The organism is Winogradskyella sediminis (assembly GCF_003387355.1).
Classification (GTDB): Bacteria; Bacteroidota; Bacteroidia; order Flavobacteriales; family Flavobacteriaceae; genus Winogradskyella; species Winogradskyella sediminis.
This window is the reverse complement of sequence record NZ_QUNH01000002.1, coordinates 747,327-766,237: the sequence shown is the minus strand read 5'-3', so window position 1 is coordinate 766,237 and position 18,911 is coordinate 747,327. Positions and strand designations below refer to the sequence as shown.

Below are 18,911 nucleotides of genomic sequence, written 5' to 3'. Positions count from 1 at the left end.
TTATTATAAACACCCATTGACAATTAAAACTCTATACGCTTAAATACATGAAAATGAAAATTCGAGTTTTCTTTATAGCCACACTCTTCACTTTAACCTCAGTTTCTTCACAAGAAACGGTTAAAGTGATGTTTTATAATTTATTAAATTATCCATTAGAAGATGCCGTTCCAAATCGCATCAACGATTTAGCATACATTTTATCAGACTATAAACCCGATTTATTTTTAGTTTGTGAGCTTAATAATATAACCGGAGCTACCGAAATTTTAAATACCGTAAAGAGTGCAATCAGTTTAGATTACGATATGGCAACTTATACATCAAATACTTCTGACGATAGTTGGGGTGATCAAAATGATTTACAGAATTTATTATATTATAACAGCTCTAAATTTACATTAGAGGAAGAGATTATTGTGCCGACATATCTCAGAGATTTTAATGTGTACCGTGTGCAATTAAGAACTATCAATCAAGACTCAAACCCGGTAGAACTTTATATCATTGTGTGTCATTTAAAAGCATCGAGCGGAACATATAATGCTCAGAAACGTTTTGAAATGATCCAAGATTTAGAAACTTTTTTAGACACCTTACCTGCAGACTCTAATGTTTTATTAGGTGGAGATCTAAATATCTATACCTCAAGTGAAGATGCTTTTCAGACCTTAATAGATAACAACAACTCAATTGTGTTTGTAGATCCCGCAAATCGTGTTGGTAGTTGGCATAACAATTCTAATTACGTCGATGTATTTACGCAATCTACCCGAACACAAACAGGCATGGGTGGCACCACAGGAGGTTTTGACGATCGATTTGATTTTATACTCACTTCTCAAAACATGACTAATACTGCTAGCCTTACTTATGTGCCAGATTCGTATGAAGTGTATGGTAATAATGGTTTAACTTCTTGTTGGAATAAAGCAATTAATGCATCGGAATGCGAAACCACAGACTCTAAATTTTCGTATACATTAAGAAATCATTTACATAATTTTAGTGACCATCTTCCCGTAACCTTGTCTTTAGAAACAGATGCTACGTTTTTAAATGTAGATAAATTTCAGATAGCTTCGCGTTTCGGGTTAAATGCAACAGTTGTAAATCAACACTTAGTCGTTACCCTTAATGATATAACATTGCATAACGCTACCTTAATCATTTCTAATAATTTAGGACAACAAGTAAAAACATTTCAAATGAATTCTGAAAATAAACAGTATATTGATGTTTCGGATTTAAACAAAGGTTTATACTATGTAACCCTATCTCAAAGTTATATGAATCCGTTAAAATTTATAATGCTCTAGTTGAATAAATACACTTTCATAACAGTCCTTGTCATCCTTTTTGGCTTCCATGTTGCAGCTCAAAACACCATGTCTATTGCCGCAAAAGTTAACGTCGACACCAAAACGATATCTATAGCACAGACTATAGTATATAAAAACGATACAGATACTGTGCTTTCCTCCATTTACTTAAACGACTGGAACCATAGTTATTCGTCAAAATCGACTCCTTTAGCCAAGCGTTTTGAAGAAGAGTTTAGCACTAAATTCCATTTAGCTAAAGATGAAGAACGCGGTTTTACTGAGATTACCTCAATTAAAAACGAAAACGACATCACCCTAGCGTTTAGTCGGTTAGAAGCGAGTCCAGATGTTATAAACGTACAATTAGCCCACCCTTTAGCAGCAGGAGCATCTTATACGTTACAGCTTCAATATGTATTGCAAATTCCAGATGCTAGTTTTACAGATTATGGTGTAACAAAGAGTAATGATTTTGACTTAAAATACTGGTATATCACTCCAGCTGTTTATGATGGTGAATGGCAGTATTACAGCAATAAAAATTTGAATGATTTATTTGTTCCTAAATCAGATATTACCCTAAGCATTAGCTACCCAAGAAATTACAAAGTTACCTCTGAGCTCAATTTTAACGCTACCACTATTGATAATGAAACGCAAACACAGACCACTATCTTAAGTGGAAAAGACAGAACCGACACGTACTTGTCGCTATATAAATTTCCATCATACAATTTTGTACAAACAGATGATTTTGTGATCATTTCGGATATTAAGGAAAAAGGACTTCCAGGCCCAACAAAAGCTTTAATTACCGATAAAGTTACAAGGTACCTTACCAAACACTTAGGCACATATCCACACAAACAATTATTGGTAACATCTTTAGAATATCAGAAAAATCCACTGTATGGATTAAATCAGCTTCCTGCATTTTTACGACCATTTCAAGCAGACTTTCAATACGAATTAAAACTGTTAAAAACTGCATTAAAAAAATATCTAGATAATACACTTTTACTTAATCCTAGAAAAGAACATTGGTTAAGTGAAGGCCTTCAGGTCTATTATTTAATAAAATATGTTGAAGAGTATTATCCAGACACTAAGCTTTTAGGTTCTTTAGCAGATGTTTGGGGTATTAGGTCTTTTCATGCTGCCGATTTAAAATTTAATTTTCAGTACTACCTGTACTACATGGAAATTGCACGCAAAAACAGAGATCAACCCTTAACCACCTCTAAAGATTCCTTAACTAAATTTAATACCAATATTGCAGGAAAATACAAAGCAGGTTTAGGGCTCAACTACTTAGATGCTTTTACTGAAGACACTCAGCTCTCTGACGATATTACGGAATTTCTAGAAGCGTATCAATTACAACCCGTGTCTTTAGAAGATTTTGAAACTTTTATAGCCTCTAAAACCACAAAAAATATCGACTGGTTTTTTACAGATTATATCGGAACTAGAAAGAAAATTGATTTTAAAATAGCGTCTATTAAAACGTTAGAGGATTCCTTAAAATTAACTTTAAAAAATAAGCGCGATAATAGCATGCCTATTCCTGTTTTTAAATTAAAAAAGGATTCGGTTGTGGGTAAGTTATGGGTAGAAAATATACAAGGGACTAAAACCATAACCTTACCAAAAGATAGTACAGATATGTTTGTCCTAGATTACAATAATGTAATACCAGAATACAATCAGCGCGATAATTACAAAGCCACCAAAGGCTCTTTTCTCAATAACAAACCGTTTCAGTTGCGCTTATTTAAAGATCTAGAAGATCCTAACTACAACCAAGTATTCTTTATGCCCTTGGTGGAGTTCAATAATATATATGACGGCTTAACCCTAGGAACAAAGGTGTATAACAAAACCATATTAAGAAAGCGTTTAAACTATCGTTTTTCACCTCAGTATGCTACAAAATCTAACGCACTCACGGGTTCTACATCCATATTTTACTCTCATAATATTGAAAATAAAAATCTATACGATATTAGTTATGGGATTTCAGCGGGTTATCAATCCTATGGTAATGATGCTTTTTTTACAAGAATAAGACCATCGTTAACTTTTAGCTTTAGGAACGATGCTTATTTTAGGTCGCCTCAAGTCGATCAAATTATGGCGCGGTATGTCAGCATTTCTAGAGATATTGGCGAAGAAGCCACCATTCCTTTAGATGAACCCGATTACGGAGTTTTTAACTTAAGGTACACCCATTTTAACCCTGGAGTCATTAATTATTCTAAGTTATCTTCAGACATTCAAATTGCGAATAAATTTAGTAAGGTCTCTTTTAATTACGAGTTTAGAAAACTAACCCATAGCAATCGAAATATTAATTTTAGATTTTTTGCAGGAGTTTTCCTAGATAACAATTCCAACCCTAATTCTAACTATTTTAGTTTTGCCTTAGATCGACCTACCGACTACTTATTTGATCTTAACTATTTAGGACGTTCTGAAGACTCCGGAATATTTAGTCAACAAATTATTATAGCCGAAGGAGGCTTTAAATCTAAATTAGCCACACCATTTGCTAACCAATGGATGACCACGGCTAATTTTAGCACTTCGATTTGGAGGTATATCCAAGCGTATACCGATATTGGATTGGTAAAAAACAAGTTTATTGACCCTAAATTTGTGTACGACTCTGGGATTCGATTAAACCTTGTAGAAGATTATTTTGAAATCTATTTCCCGATATATTCCAATTTGGGTTGGGAGGTAGGAGAATCTGATTACGATCAACGAATTCGTATTATGTTTACAGTAGACCCACAAGTACTCCTCGGTCTATTTAGACGCAAATGGTATTAGCAGATTCTTACTGAAAAGTTAAAATAATCTGTTTATTTGAAGAATTATCAACAAAAAGACACCTTAACTAAGAATACCTTAAGATTATAACACCTTATAGCCTTGCATTAAATGTTAATTTTTTGTACTTTCGCAAGACCTAAAAAGTGCTTATATGAAGACGACTCCCAACACCAAAACAGAGATTACATTTGAAGATTTTAAAACAGAGGTTTTAAACGATTACAAAGTGGCTGTCACCAGCCGTGAGTGTAGTTTACTAGGTCGTAGGGAAGTACTCACCGGAAAAGCTAAGTTTGGAATTTTTGGAGATGGTAAAGAAATCCCACAAATTGCATGGGCAAAAGCATTTAGAAACGGTGATTTTAGATCTGGTTACTACAGAGATCAAACGTTTATGATGGCTATTGGTGAACTTACTATCGAACAATTTTTTGCCGGTTTGTATGCCAATACAGATATTAAAGACGAGCCCATGTCTGCAGGTCGCCAAATGGGAGGCCATTTTGCTACCCATAGTTTAGACGAAAATGGTCAGTGGAAAAACTTAACAGAACAAAAGAATTCGAGTTCTGATATTTCACCAACCGCAGGCCAAATGCCTCGACTTTTAGGTTTAGCACAAGCATCTAAAATATATAGAGATGTAGACGGAATTGATACCACCAAGTTTTCTAAAAAAGGGAACGAAATTGCTTGGGGAACGATTGGTAATGCTAGTACAAGTGAAGGTCTATTTTTCGAAACCATAAATGCTGCTGGTGTATTACAAGTACCCATGGTGATTAGTATTTGGGATGACCAATATGGTATTTCGGTACATGCAAGACACCAAACAACTAAAGAAAATATCTCTGAAATATTAAAAGGCTTCCAACGTGAAGGTGACTTAAAAGGTTACGAAATTTTTAGAGTGGACGGTTGGAACTATCCTGAATTAATGGATACCTATCAACGTGCTGCTAAAATTTCGAGGACGGAACATGTTCCCGTTATGATTCATGTTCAAGAATTAACACAACCACAAGGACACTCCACTTCAGGATCGCATGAGCGTTATAAAGATAAGGACCGATTAAAGTGGGAAGCTGAGTACGATTGTAATGTGCAAATGCGTCATTGGATGATTGCTAACAATATTGCCACAGACGAAGAATTAACAGCCTTAGAACGCCGTATTAAGAAAGAGGTTAGAGAAGGTAAAAAAGCTGCTTGGGCTGCCTGTATAAATCCAATTTTAGCAGAACGTAAAGAAGCGCTTAGTTTACTAGAACAGTTAGCAGCGTCTAGTTCTAATGGAGTCTTTATTACAAAATTAAAAAATGAACTAGAAAGTTTTGACGAGCCTTTGCGTCGTAACATACTTACAACAACTCGAAAGGCTTTGCGATATGTGGTGTCAGAGTCGTCTACAGAGAAAACTGCATTACAGAACTGGGTTACAAATTATATAAATACCATTCAACCTAAATACAGTTCTCACTTATATAGCGAATCTCCACAGAGCGCATTAAACCAATCCGAAGTTCCCCCAACTTATGATGCCAATGCAGAGGAGGTTGACGGACGTGTAGTATTGCGAGAAAATTTTGATGCTATTTTTAATAATTATCCTGAAGCCTTAATCTTTGGCGAGGATGCTGGTTATATCGGAGATGTAAATCAAGGTTTAGAAGGACTTCAAGAAAAACATGGCGCTTTAAGAGTTTCTGATACAGGTATTAGAGAAGCCACAATTATAGGTCAAGGAATCGGTATGGCTATGCGTGGTTTAAGACCTATTGCAGAAATTCAGTATTTGGATTACATTATGTATGCACTTCAAATAATGAGCGATGATTTAGCAACCGTGCAATACCGCACCAAAGGACGCCAAAAAGCTCCGCTAATTGTTAGAACTCGAGGTCATAGGCTAGAAGGTATTTGGCATTCTGGCTCACAAATGGGTGGTGTACTTAATTTAATTAGAGGAATCCACGTGTTAGTTCCAAGAAACATGACCAAAGCTGCTGGTTTTTACAATACCTTATTGGATAGCGATGAACCTGCTTTGGTTGTTGAATGCTTAAATGGTTATCGCTTAAAAGAAAAATTGCCAAACAACATAGGTGAATTTAAAACACCCATCGGAGTTGTAGAAACCATTAGAGCCGGTGAAGATATCACTTTAGTATCATACGGCTCTACTTTACGCTTGGTTGAAAAAGCAGCCAAAGAACTACAAGTCGTTGGTATTGACGCGGAAATTATTGATGTGCAGTCTTTATTGCCATTCGATTTAAACCATGATATTGTAAAAAGTATCGCCAAAACTAACCGTGTAGTGGTTATAGATGAAGATGTTAAAGGTGGAGCTTCAGCTTATATATTGAATGAAATTCTAAATACTCAAGGTGCATTTCAATATTTAGATAGTTCACCAATCACCTTAGCTGCAAAACCACACCGACCAGCTTATGGTACTGATGGAGACTATTTTTCTAAACCATCTGCAGAAGATATCTTTGAAGCCATCTATGAAGTTATGCATGAGGTGAGCCCTTCGGATTATCCCAAATTGAGATAGACACAAGTTTAAAACACCATAAAAAAGCAGTTAATTATATTACATAGTTAGCTGCTTTTAGTTTTACAGATGGTTTTATTATAACTCAAACAAAAAGCCTTAATTTTAGAGCATGAAGATTGAATCTATTGTTACTATAAAAAAAGAATTGAAACACCTTTCTCAAGAAGAACTACTAGAATTGTGCTTGCGTTTAGGGAAATTTAAAAAAGAAAATAAAGCTCTTCTCACCTATTTATTATTTGAATCCCATGATGAAGATGGTTATATAGCTAGTGTAAAAACCAGTTTAGACGCCTTATTTGAAGGTATAAATACCAATAGTTATTTCTACATGAAGAAAACAATACGAAAAATTTTAAGAGAAATTAGAGTCTACAGTCGGTATTCATTAAAGAAAACCACAGAAGTAGAACTCCTACTCTATTTTTGTGAACGCTTAAATGATTTAAAACCGTCTATTCATAGAAATACGACCCTCAGTAACTTATACGAAAGACAAATACGTTCTATTAAGAATAAGATTAAAGTCTTACATGAAGATTTACAGTACGATTATAATTTACAGCTAGAAAACCTAGGTCGCTAAGTCGTTCTCATAAAGTCATAAAAACAGTGAGTTAAACTTGCCATTATGAATACAATCGCTTGCTGCTTATTGAACACTACCTACTGTTTCTTAGCTTTTCGGCTACCTTCATACATTTCATACTTTACCAAACGGGCTTCAAGCTTAGCATTATACACTTTTATCTTTCGGGAAGGACGTAAACCAACAGATTTTAAAGCTTCTAGATTTGAAGTAATAAGCCATGCGTTAGTTCCTGGATAACCATGTTTTAAAGTAGACCCAATATTACCATAAAATTCTTCCACATTTAAATTCTCTAAACGCTCACCGTACGGAGGATTAAATACCATGTGCAATTTCTCGTTCCCAGATTTTTGAGTTTTAAAGAAGTCTTCATGCTGGATATGTACAAATTCATCTAAATGCGCATTCTTTATATTTTCCTTTGCTTTTACCACAGCCGAAGGTGATTTATCGTAACCAATAATTTTATGATGAAAATCGCGTGTTTTCTTCAATAAAGATTCTTCAATTTTCTCAAACAAATCCACATCCCAATTGGTCCAACGTTCAAAAGCAAACTCTTTTCGCATTAAGTTTGGTGGAATATTACAAGCAATCATAGCCGCTTCTGCCAACATGGTTCCACTACCACACATCGGATCCATAAAATCTGACTGGCCATCCCAACCACTCATCATTATTAAACCTGCCGCTAAGACTTCGTTTATCGGAGCAATGTTTGTAGCGGATTTATAACCACGTCTATGCAACGATTCGCCAGACGTATCTAGCGATATAGTACAACGCTGACGATCTATATGAACATTAATTTTTAAGTCAGGAAAACGTAAATCTACATCAGGACGCGTACCATCAATTTCTCTAAAGCGATCTACTATTGCATCTTTGGTTTTTAAAGCAGTATAGAGGGAATGGGTAAACACACTATTATGTACTGTGGCATCGACCGCCAACGAACCAGTTGATTTTAAATAGTTTTCCCACTTCATCTGCTTTACGTTTTTGTAAAGATCCTCTTCTTTAGTAATCCTAAATGTATGAATTGGTTTTAGGATTTTTATAGCAGTTCTCAACCCAAGATTGGCCTTATACATAAACCCTTTATCACCTTCAAAACTCACATTACGAACACCCTTTTCCACCTTCATGGCACCAAGTTGTGTAAGTTCTTTTGCTAATATATCTTCGAAGCCAAATAAAGTTTTGGCTAACATCTTGTAATTATCTTCCATAAGTTCCGTCAAATAGATTGCAAAAATACAGTATTTTTGCAGCATGACATCCTAAAATTTAAATAGGACGCGTCATTACGAAAATTTGAAGCCTAGTTATAGCTATCTTTTTATGGATTATGAAATAACTACGCTCTTCTTCCTCGTAATAACAACATATTATTTTTAATTAACAATACTCCTTTTTTTATAGGAGATAATTATGACTAAACCAACAAAACAATGGTACGCATCGTGGTTTGACACCCCTTACTACCACATTTTATATAAAGACAGAGATTATACAGAAGCTCAAAATTTTATGGATAATCTCACCAATTATCTCAACTTACCTGAACATGGAAAAATTTTAGATTTAGCCTGTGGTAAAGGTAGACATTCTGTGTACTTAAATTCTTTAGGTTATAATGTTACTGGTGCAGATTTATCTGAGCAAAGTATAGCCCATGCACAGCAATTTGAAAATGAAACTCTTCGGTTTAAGGTACACGATATGAGTACTCCATTTCCAGATACTTTTGATGCCGTTTTTAACCTTTTTACAAGTTTTGGCTATTTTGAAAATGAAGCTTGTAACCTCAAAACCATTGCTTCTATTAAACAAGAATTAAATACCTTTGGATTTGGTGTTATCGATTTTATGAACACCAATTATATCATTAAAAATTTAATTCCTGAAGATGTAAAAACCGTAGAAGGAATTGATTTTCATCAAAAAAGATCGGTAAAAGAGGGGTATATTATTAAAGATATTAGTTTTGAAGCCGATGGAGAGCATTTTGAATTTCAAGAACGCGTAAAAGCCTTTACTTTACAAGATTTTGAAATCCTCTTTGAAAAAGCAGGCGTCCATTTGTTAGATGTATTTGGTGATTATAAATTACATAAATACCATACCGACACGTCAGAACGTATGATTATGATTTTTAAGTAAAAATGATATGCATAGCTATTTATTACCCTTAATTGCCGTTCTTATAGGTATTGTTATTGCTATATTCATTAAAAAGCAAAACACAAGTTATACTAAACTTCTATTATCGTTTAGTGGTGCCTTTTTATTGGCACTCACACTTTTTGATTTATTACCAGAAGTCTATCATCATATCGATGCCAAACACACAGGTTTATATATTATGTGTGGTATCTTGCTTCAGATCATATTAGAATTTTTTTCTAAAGGAGCCGAACATGGCCATGTCCATATTCATAAAGACGATACAGCATTTCCATGGCTGCTTTTTGTCAGTTTATGTATTCATAGTTTTTTAGAAGGTTTTCCTATTCATCATCACAATAATATGGTGTATGGCATACTTATTCATAAAATTCCGATTGCCATATTAATTACCGCATTTTTATTAAAATCTAGTTATAGTAAAATGCAAGTTGTAAGTTTCTTAATCATTTTTACGGCCATGACACCCTTAGGAACCTTTATCTCTAACCATTCTAGTTTTATGGCCACGTATGTACAAGTCATCAATGCTATTGCTATAGGTATTTTTCTGCATATTTCTACAACCATTTTATTTGAATCTAGTGAAGGTCATAAATTTAATTTATCTAAATTGGTAGCTATCGTTTTAGGTATTGCCATTGCTTATATACTTTAAAAAAAAGACTAATAATTATACCGTTAATTATGTTTAGCAAAGAAGAAAGTAGACGATTAAGACAAGAATTTTGGACCAGTTTTGGAAAGTCATTCCCAAGAAAATGGGTGTTATACGACACCAAAATTAAAGGTTTTTCGTTTAAATTTCATTTTGATAATAAATCGGCATTAATCGCTTTAGATCTTGAAGATGATTTGGAAAACCGAATTAACTGCTGGGAAAAACTTGTGGCCTTAAAAGGCATTCTAAAAAATGACTATTTACCAGATGCTATATATAACGAAGCATACTATTTAGAAAACGGTAAAGAAATTTCTCGCATCTATTTACCATTAGAACAAAAAGTCTCTATACATAATAAAAATACATGGCGTGTTGTTATGGAATTCTTTAATGAAAACATGAGTTTATTTGAAGCTTTTTTTGAAGAATATAGAGATATGATTAAGGAGTAAATATTTTATGACTTCACATAAATATGTTTTTGCACAAACCTATTTTACAGCATATTGACTTCAAACTAATGGCAATATTTAGTACTCATAAGTTGTGGAATGCATCGCTGTAAACACTAATTTAAGTTAGAACACCTTATACCTTCTTAAGAAATTTTTATCATTTATGTTCTAAAATTTAAACAGTCCAATTTTGGTATTTTAAATCGTATGATATAGCTTTGAGGTCTGAAATGAAAAACACGTTTAAGTCATATTTATCATTAGTTGTTGTTTTATTACTAAGCACATTGGCTCATTTACAAGCCAATGCAACTACAAGTAATACCTCAACGGCCTATGCTGTAAGTCATTTCAACACCTCTTACAACTACACAAAAAAATCTCTTAATGCTACTATTCTTCCTTACCATAAAAACACAGATGAGCGAAGAAATGTAGAAATTATAGAAAGTAATAAAGTTGAAGACGAAGAAGCCTCTACAAAAAAGCAGTTTTACAAAGATTTTTTAGAAACTAGCTTTATCAATGCCTTGTTATTTGAACACGCTTCTAAGCATCTCGAAAAAAACATCTATCGCCCACAAAGCGATATTAATGAGTCGCGTCTTAGACTTCATGTACAATTCCAAGTTTTTATAATTTGATAACCACAAAACAGTCAAGCAACATGCTATAAGACTGTTTTTTTATTAAAATTTTAGAGTTTCAAACAGAACTCTACTGCATATCATTCCCAATTTCTAGAGGGTTTGATCAATTAATAATATCATTTTATAAAATCATTTTACAAGTGAATACCATTAAGAAAATCAGCATTTTCGCAGGACTATGCATGTGTATAACGCTAGCAAGCTGTGAAGAACACAAAGAAGAAAAACACGAAGAATCAACATTTCTCGTTACCAATCCTATTAAAAAAGACACCACTATTATTAAAGATTATGTGAGTCAAATCCACTCCATAAGACACATAGAACTGCGTGCTTTAGAGAAAGGTTATCTAAAAAACATCTCTGTAGATGAAGGCCAACATGTTAAAAAAGGCCAACCCTTATTTCAAATAATGCCAAATATCTACCAAGCCGAACTCAATAAGGCCAAAGCCGAATTAAAAGTGGCACAAATAGAACTTGCCAACACCCAATTATTAGCCGATGGTAATGTGGTATCTCCCAACGAATTGGCCATGGCAAAAGCTAATTTAGAGAAAGCCAATGCCGAAGTCTCTTTAGCACAAACTCACTTAGGGTTTACAAGTATCAAAGCCCCTTTTAATGGAATCATTAACCATTTGGAAGCTAGAGAAGGAAGTTTATTAGATGAAGGGGAACTTTTAACAACACTATCAGACAACAGTAAAATGTGGGTATATTTTAATGTACCTGAAGCAGAATATCTCGATTATATAACGAGTGAAGCCAAAAGAAACAATAAAAATGTTGAGCTTCTAATGGCAAACAACAAACGGTTCAATCAAAAAGGTGTTGTAGAAACCATAGAAGGTGAATTTGATAGTGAAACCGGAAATATTGCCTTTAGAGCTACATTTCCAAATCCTGATGGTATTCTAAGACATGGAGAAACCGGAAGTATTTTAATGACCATCCCTTTCAAGGACGTTGTAATTGTACCACAAAAAGCCACATTCGAGATTTTAGACAAAACCTATGTTTTTGTGGTAGATCAAAATCATGTTGTACATCAGCGAGAAATCACTATTGGCGCCGAACTACCGCACTTATTTATTGTAGACAAAGGACTTTCTGAAACCGATACTATCTTACTAGAAGGGATTAAAATGGTTATAGATCAAGAGGAAATTCATACAAAATCTGTAGATCCTGAGACCGTTTTATCTCATCTAGAACTATACGCTGAGTAATTTTAACTAATCCACAAACATTATGTTTAAAAAGTTTATCAAAAGACCCGTCTTGGCTATTGTCATTTCGGTGATCATTATATTTATAGGTGGTTTAGCTATAAAGCAATTACCTATATCGCAATTTCCACAAATTGCTCCAACGACCGTTAATATTTTTATCGCTTATCCTGGGTCTAGTGCCGATGTATTAGTGAATTCAACTTTAATACCGCTAGAAACAGCCATCAATGGTGTACAGGATATGCGTTACATTGCCTCAGATGCCACTAGTGCTGGTGAAGGCACTTTACGTGTTATTTTTGAACCCGGAACCGATCCCAACGAAGCCGTTGTACGAGTAAAAACCAGAGTTGACCAAGTGATGCCTTTACTACCTGAATTGGTACAACGTGAAGGGGTTATCATTACACCTGTTCAACCTAGTATGTTAATGTACGTTAACTTGTCTAGTGAAAATAAAGCTAACGACGAAAAGTTTCTCTACAATTATGCTTACACTAAAATTATTCCTGAAATACAGCGTATAAAAGGTATTGCAAGTGCTAAAATTTTAGGTAGTAGAAAATTTGCCATGCGTGTTTGGTTAAAGCCCGATCGTATGCGTGCTTATAATATTTCTGCTGAAGAAGTTTTAGAAGCAATGGAAGACCAAAGTATTTTGGCTCGACCTGGACGTTTGGGGCGAAGCTCTGGAAAAACCGCGCAATCCTTAGAGTATGTTTTAACTTATCAAAACCGATACAATGAACCCGAACAGTACGAAGATATTATCATTAAAGCTAATAAAGAAGGGCAAATTGTAACGCTTTCAGATATTGCAGAGGTAAAATTAGGAAGTGAATTTTTTGATATTTATTCCAATTTAGATGGAAAACCTTCAGCTTCCATTGTGTTAAAACAAACTTTTGGAAGTAATGGTAGCGATGTCATCAATGCTGTAAAAGAAAAACTCGATGAGCTAGAAGTGGATTTGCCACCTGGAGTCGATTTTCAAATTAGTTATGATGTGTCTAACTTTTTAGATGCCTCAATAGATCAGGTGATTCACACATTAAGAGATGCCTTCATCTTAGTGGCTATCGTCGTATTTCTATTTTTAGGAGATTGGCGTTCAACCTTAATTCCTATAATTGCCGTTCCGGTTTCTTTAATAGGTGCTTTTTTTGTAATGCAGATGTTTGGGTTGTCCATTAACCTCATCACACTCTTTGCTTTAGTATTAGCCATTGGTATTGTGGTAGATAATGCCATAGTCGTTGTAGAAGCCGTCCACGTTAAAATGCACGAAGAACACCTCACACCCTACAAAGCTTCCTATGAAGTTTTAGGTGAAATTGGTGGTGCTATTGTAGCGATAACCTTAGTAATGGTTTCTGTGTTTATTCCTATTTCGTTTATGACGGGTCCTGTTGGTGTATTCTACCGACAATTCTCTATTACCATGGCAGGTTCTATTGTTATTTCCGCTATTGTTGCCTTGACTTTGACTCCAGTGCTTTGTGCCATGTTATTAAAGAATAACCATGGTAAAAAGCGAACCTCTCCATTAGATCGCTTTATTGCTTGGTTTAACGGTGGGTTTGAAAAACTCACAGGTGGCTATGTAAAGATTTTAAATAAAATCGTAGCCAGACGCGTGATTACTTTCGGAATTTTAGCAGCCTTCTGTGCCGGAATTTTCTTTACCAATGAAGTGTTACCTGCAGGCTTTATTCCAAATGAAGACCAAGGTATGATTTACGCTATTATACAAACCCCTCCTGGTGCAACCTTAGAGCGTACCAACGAAGTAGCTAAAAATCTACAGAAAATTTGTGAGGAGATGGATGGTGTAGAATCGGTATCTTCTTTAGCAGGTTATGAAATTATGACTGAAGGTCGTGGGTCTAATGCTGGAACTTGCTTAATTAACCTTAAACCTTGGTCTGAACGCGAGCATTCCGTACATGAAATTATGGAAGCCTTGGAAGAAGAAACCAAAAACTTAGGAGCCGTAATAGAATATTTTGAACCGCCAGCCGTACCTGGTTTTGGATCGTCAGGCGGATTTGCCATGCGCTTATTAGATAAAACAAATTCAACGGACTATCATCATTTTGAAAGTGTAAATAATGACTTCATGAGCGCCTTGTCCGAACGTGAAGAGCTAACGGGCTTATTTACATTTTTCTCTGCCAATTATCCACAATACGAGATAAAAATCAACAATAAAATAGCCATGCAAAAAGGGGTTACCATTGGTACAGCTATGGAAAACCTCAACATTTTAATTGGTAGTACGTATGAGCAAGGGTTCATTCGTTTTGGTCGTTTCTTTAAAGTGTACACCCAAGCCGCACCAGAGTACAGACGTTTACCTACAGATTTAGATAAATTGTTTGTAAAAAATGAAGAAGGTGAAATGGTGCCTTATTCTGCTTTTATGAGTATTGAAAAAAAATTAGGTCCGAACGAAATAACACGATACAACCTTTACAATTCTGCTTCTATTAGAGGTTTACCAGCACCAGGTTTTACTAGTGATGAGGCTATTAAAGCCATACAAGAAGTTGCAGCCACACAATTACCAAGAGGTTATGATATTGCTTGGGAAGGTTTAAGCTTTGATGAGGCCCAAAGAGGAAATGAATCGGTTTATATTTTTATCGTTGTACTCATATTTGTCTATTTTGTATTAGCAGCACAATATGAAAGTTTCCTATTACCTTTTGCGGTGATTCTATCCTTGCCTGTGGGTGTCTTTGGCTCGTTTATACTTCTTAAAGCCATGGGGTTAGCCAATGACGTTTACGCTCAAATTGGAGTAATAATGCTCGTTGGGTTATTGGGTAAAAATGCCGTTCTAATTGTAGAATTTGCCGTCCAAAAACGCAGGCAAGGTGCCACTATTTTAGAAGCTGCCATTGAAGGTTCTAGGGCACGATTTAGACCCATTTTAATGACATCATTTGCATTTATTGCCGGATTAATTCCTTTGGTTATCGCTTCTGGTGCAGGTGCCATAGGTAATAGAACTATCGGAGGTTCTGCTTTAGGAGGAATGCTTATTGGAACACTTGGAGGGGTTTTAATTATTCCTGGATTGTACTACATTTTCGCAAAAATGGCAGATGGTAAAAGTCTAATTAAAGATGAAGCCAACGAACCTATTTCTGAAGAAATGATGCGTGTTAGTGAAACTAAAAATCAAAGTACTGCCAATGCTGAAGAAATCAGTAAACTCAGAAAACTATTGAAAAAACTTCGTAAAAATAAAAACGATGACTAAGAAAAAAACATATAACAAAATGTACTTCATTGGCATGCTGGTGGTACTCTTAGCCTTTTCTTGTGTACCTACACAAAAAGCTATTAGAGACGCTAATATAGAGGTACCAGAACATTATCAAAAGACCACCTCTGACACTTCAAATGTAGCGACATTACGGTGGAAAGACTTTTTTACAGATTCCAAATTAGTGGCTTTAATTGACACTGCATTAGCCAATAATCAGGAACTCCATATTATGTTACAACGTATTGCAATGGCTAATAATGAAGTTAAAGTAAGAAAAGGAGAATATTTACCTTTTGTCAATGTGTACGCAGGAGCAGAAGTAGAAAAAGTAGGCGAATACACCCGAAATGGAGCTGTAGAACAACAATTAGACATCCGAGAAGGAGAAGAATTCCCAGAACCTTTAACTGATTTTTCAGTTGGGTTAAACGTGTCTTGGGAACTCGATGTCTGGAAAAAGCTACGTAACGGTAAAAAAGCTGCAGTTTTAGAATACTTAAGCACTATAGAAGGTAAGAATTTTATGGTGACCCAACTAGTTTCAGAAATCGCTAATTCCTACTACGAACTCTTAGCTCTAGACAATCAATTACAGATTATAGAGCAAAATTTAGAGCTTCAAAACAATGCTTTAGACATGGTTAAACTTCAAAAGCAAGCCGCGAGAGCCACACAGTTAGCCGTTAAACGTTTTGAAGCAGAAGTCCTTAAAAATCAAAGTAATAAATTTGAAATTCAACAACAGATTGTAGAAATCGAAAACAAGATTAATTTCTTATTGGGTCGGTATCCACAAACTATTGATAGAGATGCTTCAGATTTTATTGCGCGTCCAATAGATGATATTGAAGCCGGATTGCCCGCTCAGCTTTTAGCCAACAGACCAGATATTAAACAAGCAGAATATGAATTAGAAGCTTTAAAATTGAATGTCAAAATGGCCAAAGCGAACTTTTACCCTTCAATAGGTATTAAAGCCAGTATTGGTTTGCAAGCGTTTAATTCGAAATATTTAACCAGTACACCTGAATCACTCTTGTATTCTTTAGTAGGTGATGTCGTTAGTCCGTTAATTAACAGAAATGCCATTAAAGCAGCATATAGCAATGCCAACAGCAGACAATTACAAGCCGTATTTGAATACGAAAAAGCTATTTTAAACGGTTATATTGAAGTCGCCAATACGCTGTCTGATATCAAAAATTTAAAAGCAAATTACAATCTCAAGACCAAACAAGTTGCTGCAATGACTGAAGCTATAGACCTCTCAATCCAACTTTTTAAATCTGCCAGAGCAGAATATACTGAAGTTTTAATGACACAAAGGGAAACATTAGATTCTAAACTTGAAATTATTGAAACCAAGAGAGACCAATATTTGGCAAATGTAAAAATATATCAAGCCTTAGGTGGCGGATGGAATTAATTGAAGCCTGTCTCAAATCTGAAAGCCATTTTACAATAGTGTAGAATGGCTTTCTTTTTATAAACCATTAAGAGTTTATACTTGTCTTCAAATCTAGTCCCATACTCAGTGCACTTACTTACGTTTAAGTCTATTTTATAAATGCCAAAAAATAATATGGAAATTTAAGGTTAATGATTTATAAAATAAAATTGAAAAATTAAAAAATACAAAACGGTATTTTTTTTAAAAACAAAAGATGGTTTTATTACATTTATAGCAACGTAATACAAAAAATGCAATCAAAAATAGACTAGAAAACGAATAAAAAAACAATAGCAATTTATCACAGTTTGTTTTATTAAAAACCGCTAACCAATGATAAAATTTTTCAGAAAAATTAGACGCAATTTACTTTCGGAAGGCAAAACCAGAAAATATTTTAAATATGCCATTGGCGAAATTGTATTGGTTGTTATTGGAATTTTAATTGCATTGCAAATTAATAATTGGAATGAAAACAGGAAAAGTGATAATATCTTAAAAAATTATTATAACCAGATATTAAAAGATTTAGCTAAGGACTACAACCTAATTAATGAAGATTCATATGTATTTCAGTCTAATATTGCGCTTCACAAAGAATTTGTTGAAAATTTGCCAAGCTTTGAGAGTCCCGAAGCCATCATAATCAATTCTTTTAAATTAAACACACTACTGCCTATGTAAGGTTTAACGCCAATACGATAGAGACTTTGCAATCCACAGGCGATATTAAACTGATACCTACCGAGATAAGGAATAAACTTATAGAATTAAAAAACTCTCAAGACATTGCCTATAAAGCACGTAGTGATAACTACGACAACTTTCTGAAAGAATTAAGTAAAGCAACCGCATTAGGCTATAATCCAAATCTTTTACCTCTAAGAGGTGCTTCAAAAGTGCCTAATCAACTTTTTAAAGATTTAAATTTAGAAAATCATTATTCTGATATTGCTTTAATAGTGATATCATCCTATTTTGCAAAAGATCTAGGGGAGCGAGAAACGCTAAGGCAGCTAAATTCTATTCTAGAAAACGTCAATAGTCTATTTAATATTATAAATGAAGAAATGGGCACCCCTTACAAGGATATTGAAAGGGTTTTTAATGAATATAAAACTTTTAATTTATTAATCTCTCAAGGTAAAACAGTTGATGAAATTATTGCTGTTATAAAAGCTCAAGATAGAAAGGATCCTGAGTATAATATTTCAGAAAGGTATATAAACGTATTGGGCTATTATTATTTAAATACTTTGAAGCAAAAAGACGATGCTTTAAAGGTTTTTAAACTGAATATAGAGATGTATTCAGAGTCTTGGAATACATATGACAGTTATGCTGAGTGCCTATTGCGAATGGGAGATATTGAAAAAGGTATTACGTTCTATAAAAAATCATTAGAGTTAAATCCTGAAAATGCAAATGCTGTTAAAGTTCTTTCCGAATTGAAAGTAGAGCCTAAAAAACTGTAGATGAACTCTATTCCTATATATTAAACTATTGCATATCAATCTTAAAAATAGTTCATCGCAAAACAGATTTATATTTAGCGTTTAAGATCTCAATTCATTATAACACTATGAATCTTAATGTTCTATTCAGATTTTATTTGCTACATTAGTTACGGAAACATGGAATGTAGAAATAATATTTCCGATTAACGTAC

The 18,911-nt window shown here is 34.3% G+C and carries 14 protein-coding genes; 13 read left to right on the top strand and 1 reads right to left on the bottom strand.

Features of this window, described 5'->3' with window-relative positions; all coding sequences use genetic code 11:
• Positions 1 to 53: 53 nt before the first annotated feature.
• The 4 genes from C8N41_RS10785 to C8N41_RS10770 all read left to right on the top strand — a co-directional run bounded on the left by C8N41_RS10785 (position 54) and on the right by C8N41_RS10770 (position 7,315).
• Entirely contained in the window at positions 54 to 1,319 is a 1,266-nt protein-coding gene (locus C8N41_RS10785) for an endonuclease/exonuclease/phosphatase family protein (RefSeq protein WP_147298953.1), read from the top strand.
• Positions 1,320 to 4,160, top strand: a complete 2,841-nt coding sequence (locus C8N41_RS10780) for a gluzincin family metallopeptidase (protein WP_115839261.1) — start codon at positions 1,320 to 1,322, stop codon at positions 4,158 to 4,160. It begins immediately after the preceding gene.
• 154 nt (positions 4,161 to 4,314) lie between these two features.
• Positions 4,315 to 6,726 carry an alpha-ketoacid dehydrogenase subunit alpha/beta gene (locus C8N41_RS10775; RefSeq protein WP_115839260.1) on the top strand — a complete coding sequence of 804 codons (2,412 nt, stop codon included), beginning with the start codon at positions 4,315 to 4,317 and terminating at the stop codon, positions 6,724 to 6,726.
• 112 nt (positions 6,727 to 6,838) lie between these two features.
• Entirely contained in the window at positions 6,839 to 7,315 is a 477-nt protein-coding gene (locus C8N41_RS10770) for a hypothetical protein (RefSeq protein WP_115839259.1), read from the top strand.
• A gap of 80 nt (positions 7,316 to 7,395) precedes the next feature.
• Here C8N41_RS10770 and C8N41_RS10765 read toward each other — a convergent pair whose 3' ends face one another.
• A complete protein-coding gene (locus tag C8N41_RS10765; protein ID WP_092447160.1) occupies positions 7,396 to 8,553 on the bottom strand; it encodes a THUMP domain-containing class I SAM-dependent RNA methyltransferase in 1,158 nt (385 codons plus the stop codon).
• A gap of 202 nt (positions 8,554 to 8,755) precedes the next feature.
• Between C8N41_RS10765 and C8N41_RS10760 the strand changes: the two genes are divergently transcribed.
• The 9 genes from C8N41_RS10760 (at position 8,756) to C8N41_RS10720 (ending at position 18,717) form a co-directional block, all read left to right on the top strand.
• Complete coding sequence (locus tag C8N41_RS10760) at positions 8,756 to 9,487, top strand: SAM-dependent methyltransferase (protein ID WP_115839258.1); 732 nt, start codon at positions 8,756 to 8,758, stop codon at positions 9,485 to 9,487.
• A 7-nt stretch (positions 9,488 to 9,494) separates the two neighbouring features.
• Positions 9,495 to 10,169 (top strand): ZIP family metal transporter, encoded by a 675-nt coding sequence (locus tag C8N41_RS10755; protein ID WP_092447158.1) that lies wholly within the window; start codon positions 9,495 to 9,497, stop codon positions 10,167 to 10,169.
• 29 nt (positions 10,170 to 10,198) lie between these two features.
• Positions 10,199 to 10,627: a DUF4268 domain-containing protein gene (locus C8N41_RS10750; RefSeq protein ID WP_115839257.1), complete on the top strand. Its 429-nt coding sequence runs from the start codon at positions 10,199 to 10,201 to the stop codon at positions 10,625 to 10,627.
• A gap of 233 nt (positions 10,628 to 10,860) precedes the next feature.
• On the top strand, positions 10,861 to 11,274 hold the full coding sequence (locus tag C8N41_RS10745; protein ID WP_115839256.1) for a hypothetical protein: 414 nt from the start codon (positions 10,861 to 10,863) through the stop codon (positions 11,272 to 11,274).
• A gap of 155 nt (positions 11,275 to 11,429) precedes the next feature.
• Positions 11,430 to 12,512: an efflux RND transporter periplasmic adaptor subunit gene (locus C8N41_RS10740; protein ID WP_115839538.1), complete on the top strand. Its 1,083-nt coding sequence runs from the start codon at positions 11,430 to 11,432 to the stop codon at positions 12,510 to 12,512.
• Positions 12,513 to 12,534: 22 nt separating this feature from the next.
• Positions 12,535 to 15,783, top strand: a complete 3,249-nt coding sequence (locus C8N41_RS10735; RefSeq protein ID WP_115839255.1) for an efflux RND transporter permease subunit — start codon at positions 12,535 to 12,537, stop codon at positions 15,781 to 15,783.
• Positions 15,776 to 17,218, top strand: a complete 1,443-nt coding sequence (locus C8N41_RS10730; RefSeq protein WP_115839254.1) for a TolC family protein — start codon at positions 15,776 to 15,778, stop codon at positions 17,216 to 17,218. The genes C8N41_RS10735 and C8N41_RS10730 overlap by 8 nt, the downstream gene beginning before the upstream one ends.
• Before the next feature lie 357 nt (positions 17,219 to 17,575).
• Positions 17,576 to 17,926 carry a DUF6090 family protein gene (locus tag C8N41_RS17200; protein ID WP_115839253.1) on the top strand — a complete coding sequence of 117 codons (351 nt, stop codon included), beginning with the start codon at positions 17,576 to 17,578 and terminating at the stop codon, positions 17,924 to 17,926.
• A 26-nt stretch (positions 17,927 to 17,952) separates the two neighbouring features.
• Positions 17,953 to 18,717, top strand: coding sequence for a tetratricopeptide repeat protein (locus tag C8N41_RS10720; protein WP_115839252.1), 765 nt, complete (start codon positions 17,953 to 17,955; stop codon positions 18,715 to 18,717).
• The last annotated feature ends 194 nt before the right edge of the window (positions 18,718 to 18,911 follow it).

Coding starts and splice junctions, on each gene's coding strand:
- C8N41_RS10770 (WP_115839259.1), top strand. CDS start 6,839: ATGAAGATTGAATCTATTGTTACTATAAAAAAAGAATTGAAACACCTT.
- C8N41_RS10745 (WP_115839256.1), top strand. CDS start 10,861: ATGAAAAACACGTTTAAGTCATATTTATCATTAGTTGTTGTTTTATTA.
- C8N41_RS17200 (WP_115839253.1), top strand. CDS start 17,576: ATGATAAAATTTTTCAGAAAAATTAGACGCAATTTACTTTCGGAAGGC.
- C8N41_RS10785 (WP_147298953.1), top strand. CDS start 54: ATGAAAATTCGAGTTTTCTTTATAGCCACACTCTTCACTTTAACCTCA.
- C8N41_RS10750 (WP_115839257.1), top strand. CDS start 10,199: ATGTTTAGCAAAGAAGAAAGTAGACGATTAAGACAAGAATTTTGGACC.
- C8N41_RS10760 (WP_115839258.1), top strand. CDS start 8,756: ATGACTAAACCAACAAAACAATGGTACGCATCGTGGTTTGACACCCCT.
- C8N41_RS10735 (WP_115839255.1), top strand. CDS start 12,535: ATGTTTAAAAAGTTTATCAAAAGACCCGTCTTGGCTATTGTCATTTCG.
- C8N41_RS10755 (WP_092447158.1), top strand. CDS start 9,495: ATGCATAGCTATTTATTACCCTTAATTGCCGTTCTTATAGGTATTGTT.
- C8N41_RS10775 (WP_115839260.1), top strand. CDS start 4,315: ATGAAGACGACTCCCAACACCAAAACAGAGATTACATTTGAAGATTTT.
- C8N41_RS10765 (WP_092447160.1), bottom strand. CDS start 8,553: ATGGAAGATAATTACAAGATGTTAGCCAAAACTTTATTTGGCTTCGAA.
- C8N41_RS10730 (WP_115839254.1), top strand. CDS start 15,776: ATGACTAAGAAAAAAACATATAACAAAATGTACTTCATTGGCATGCTG.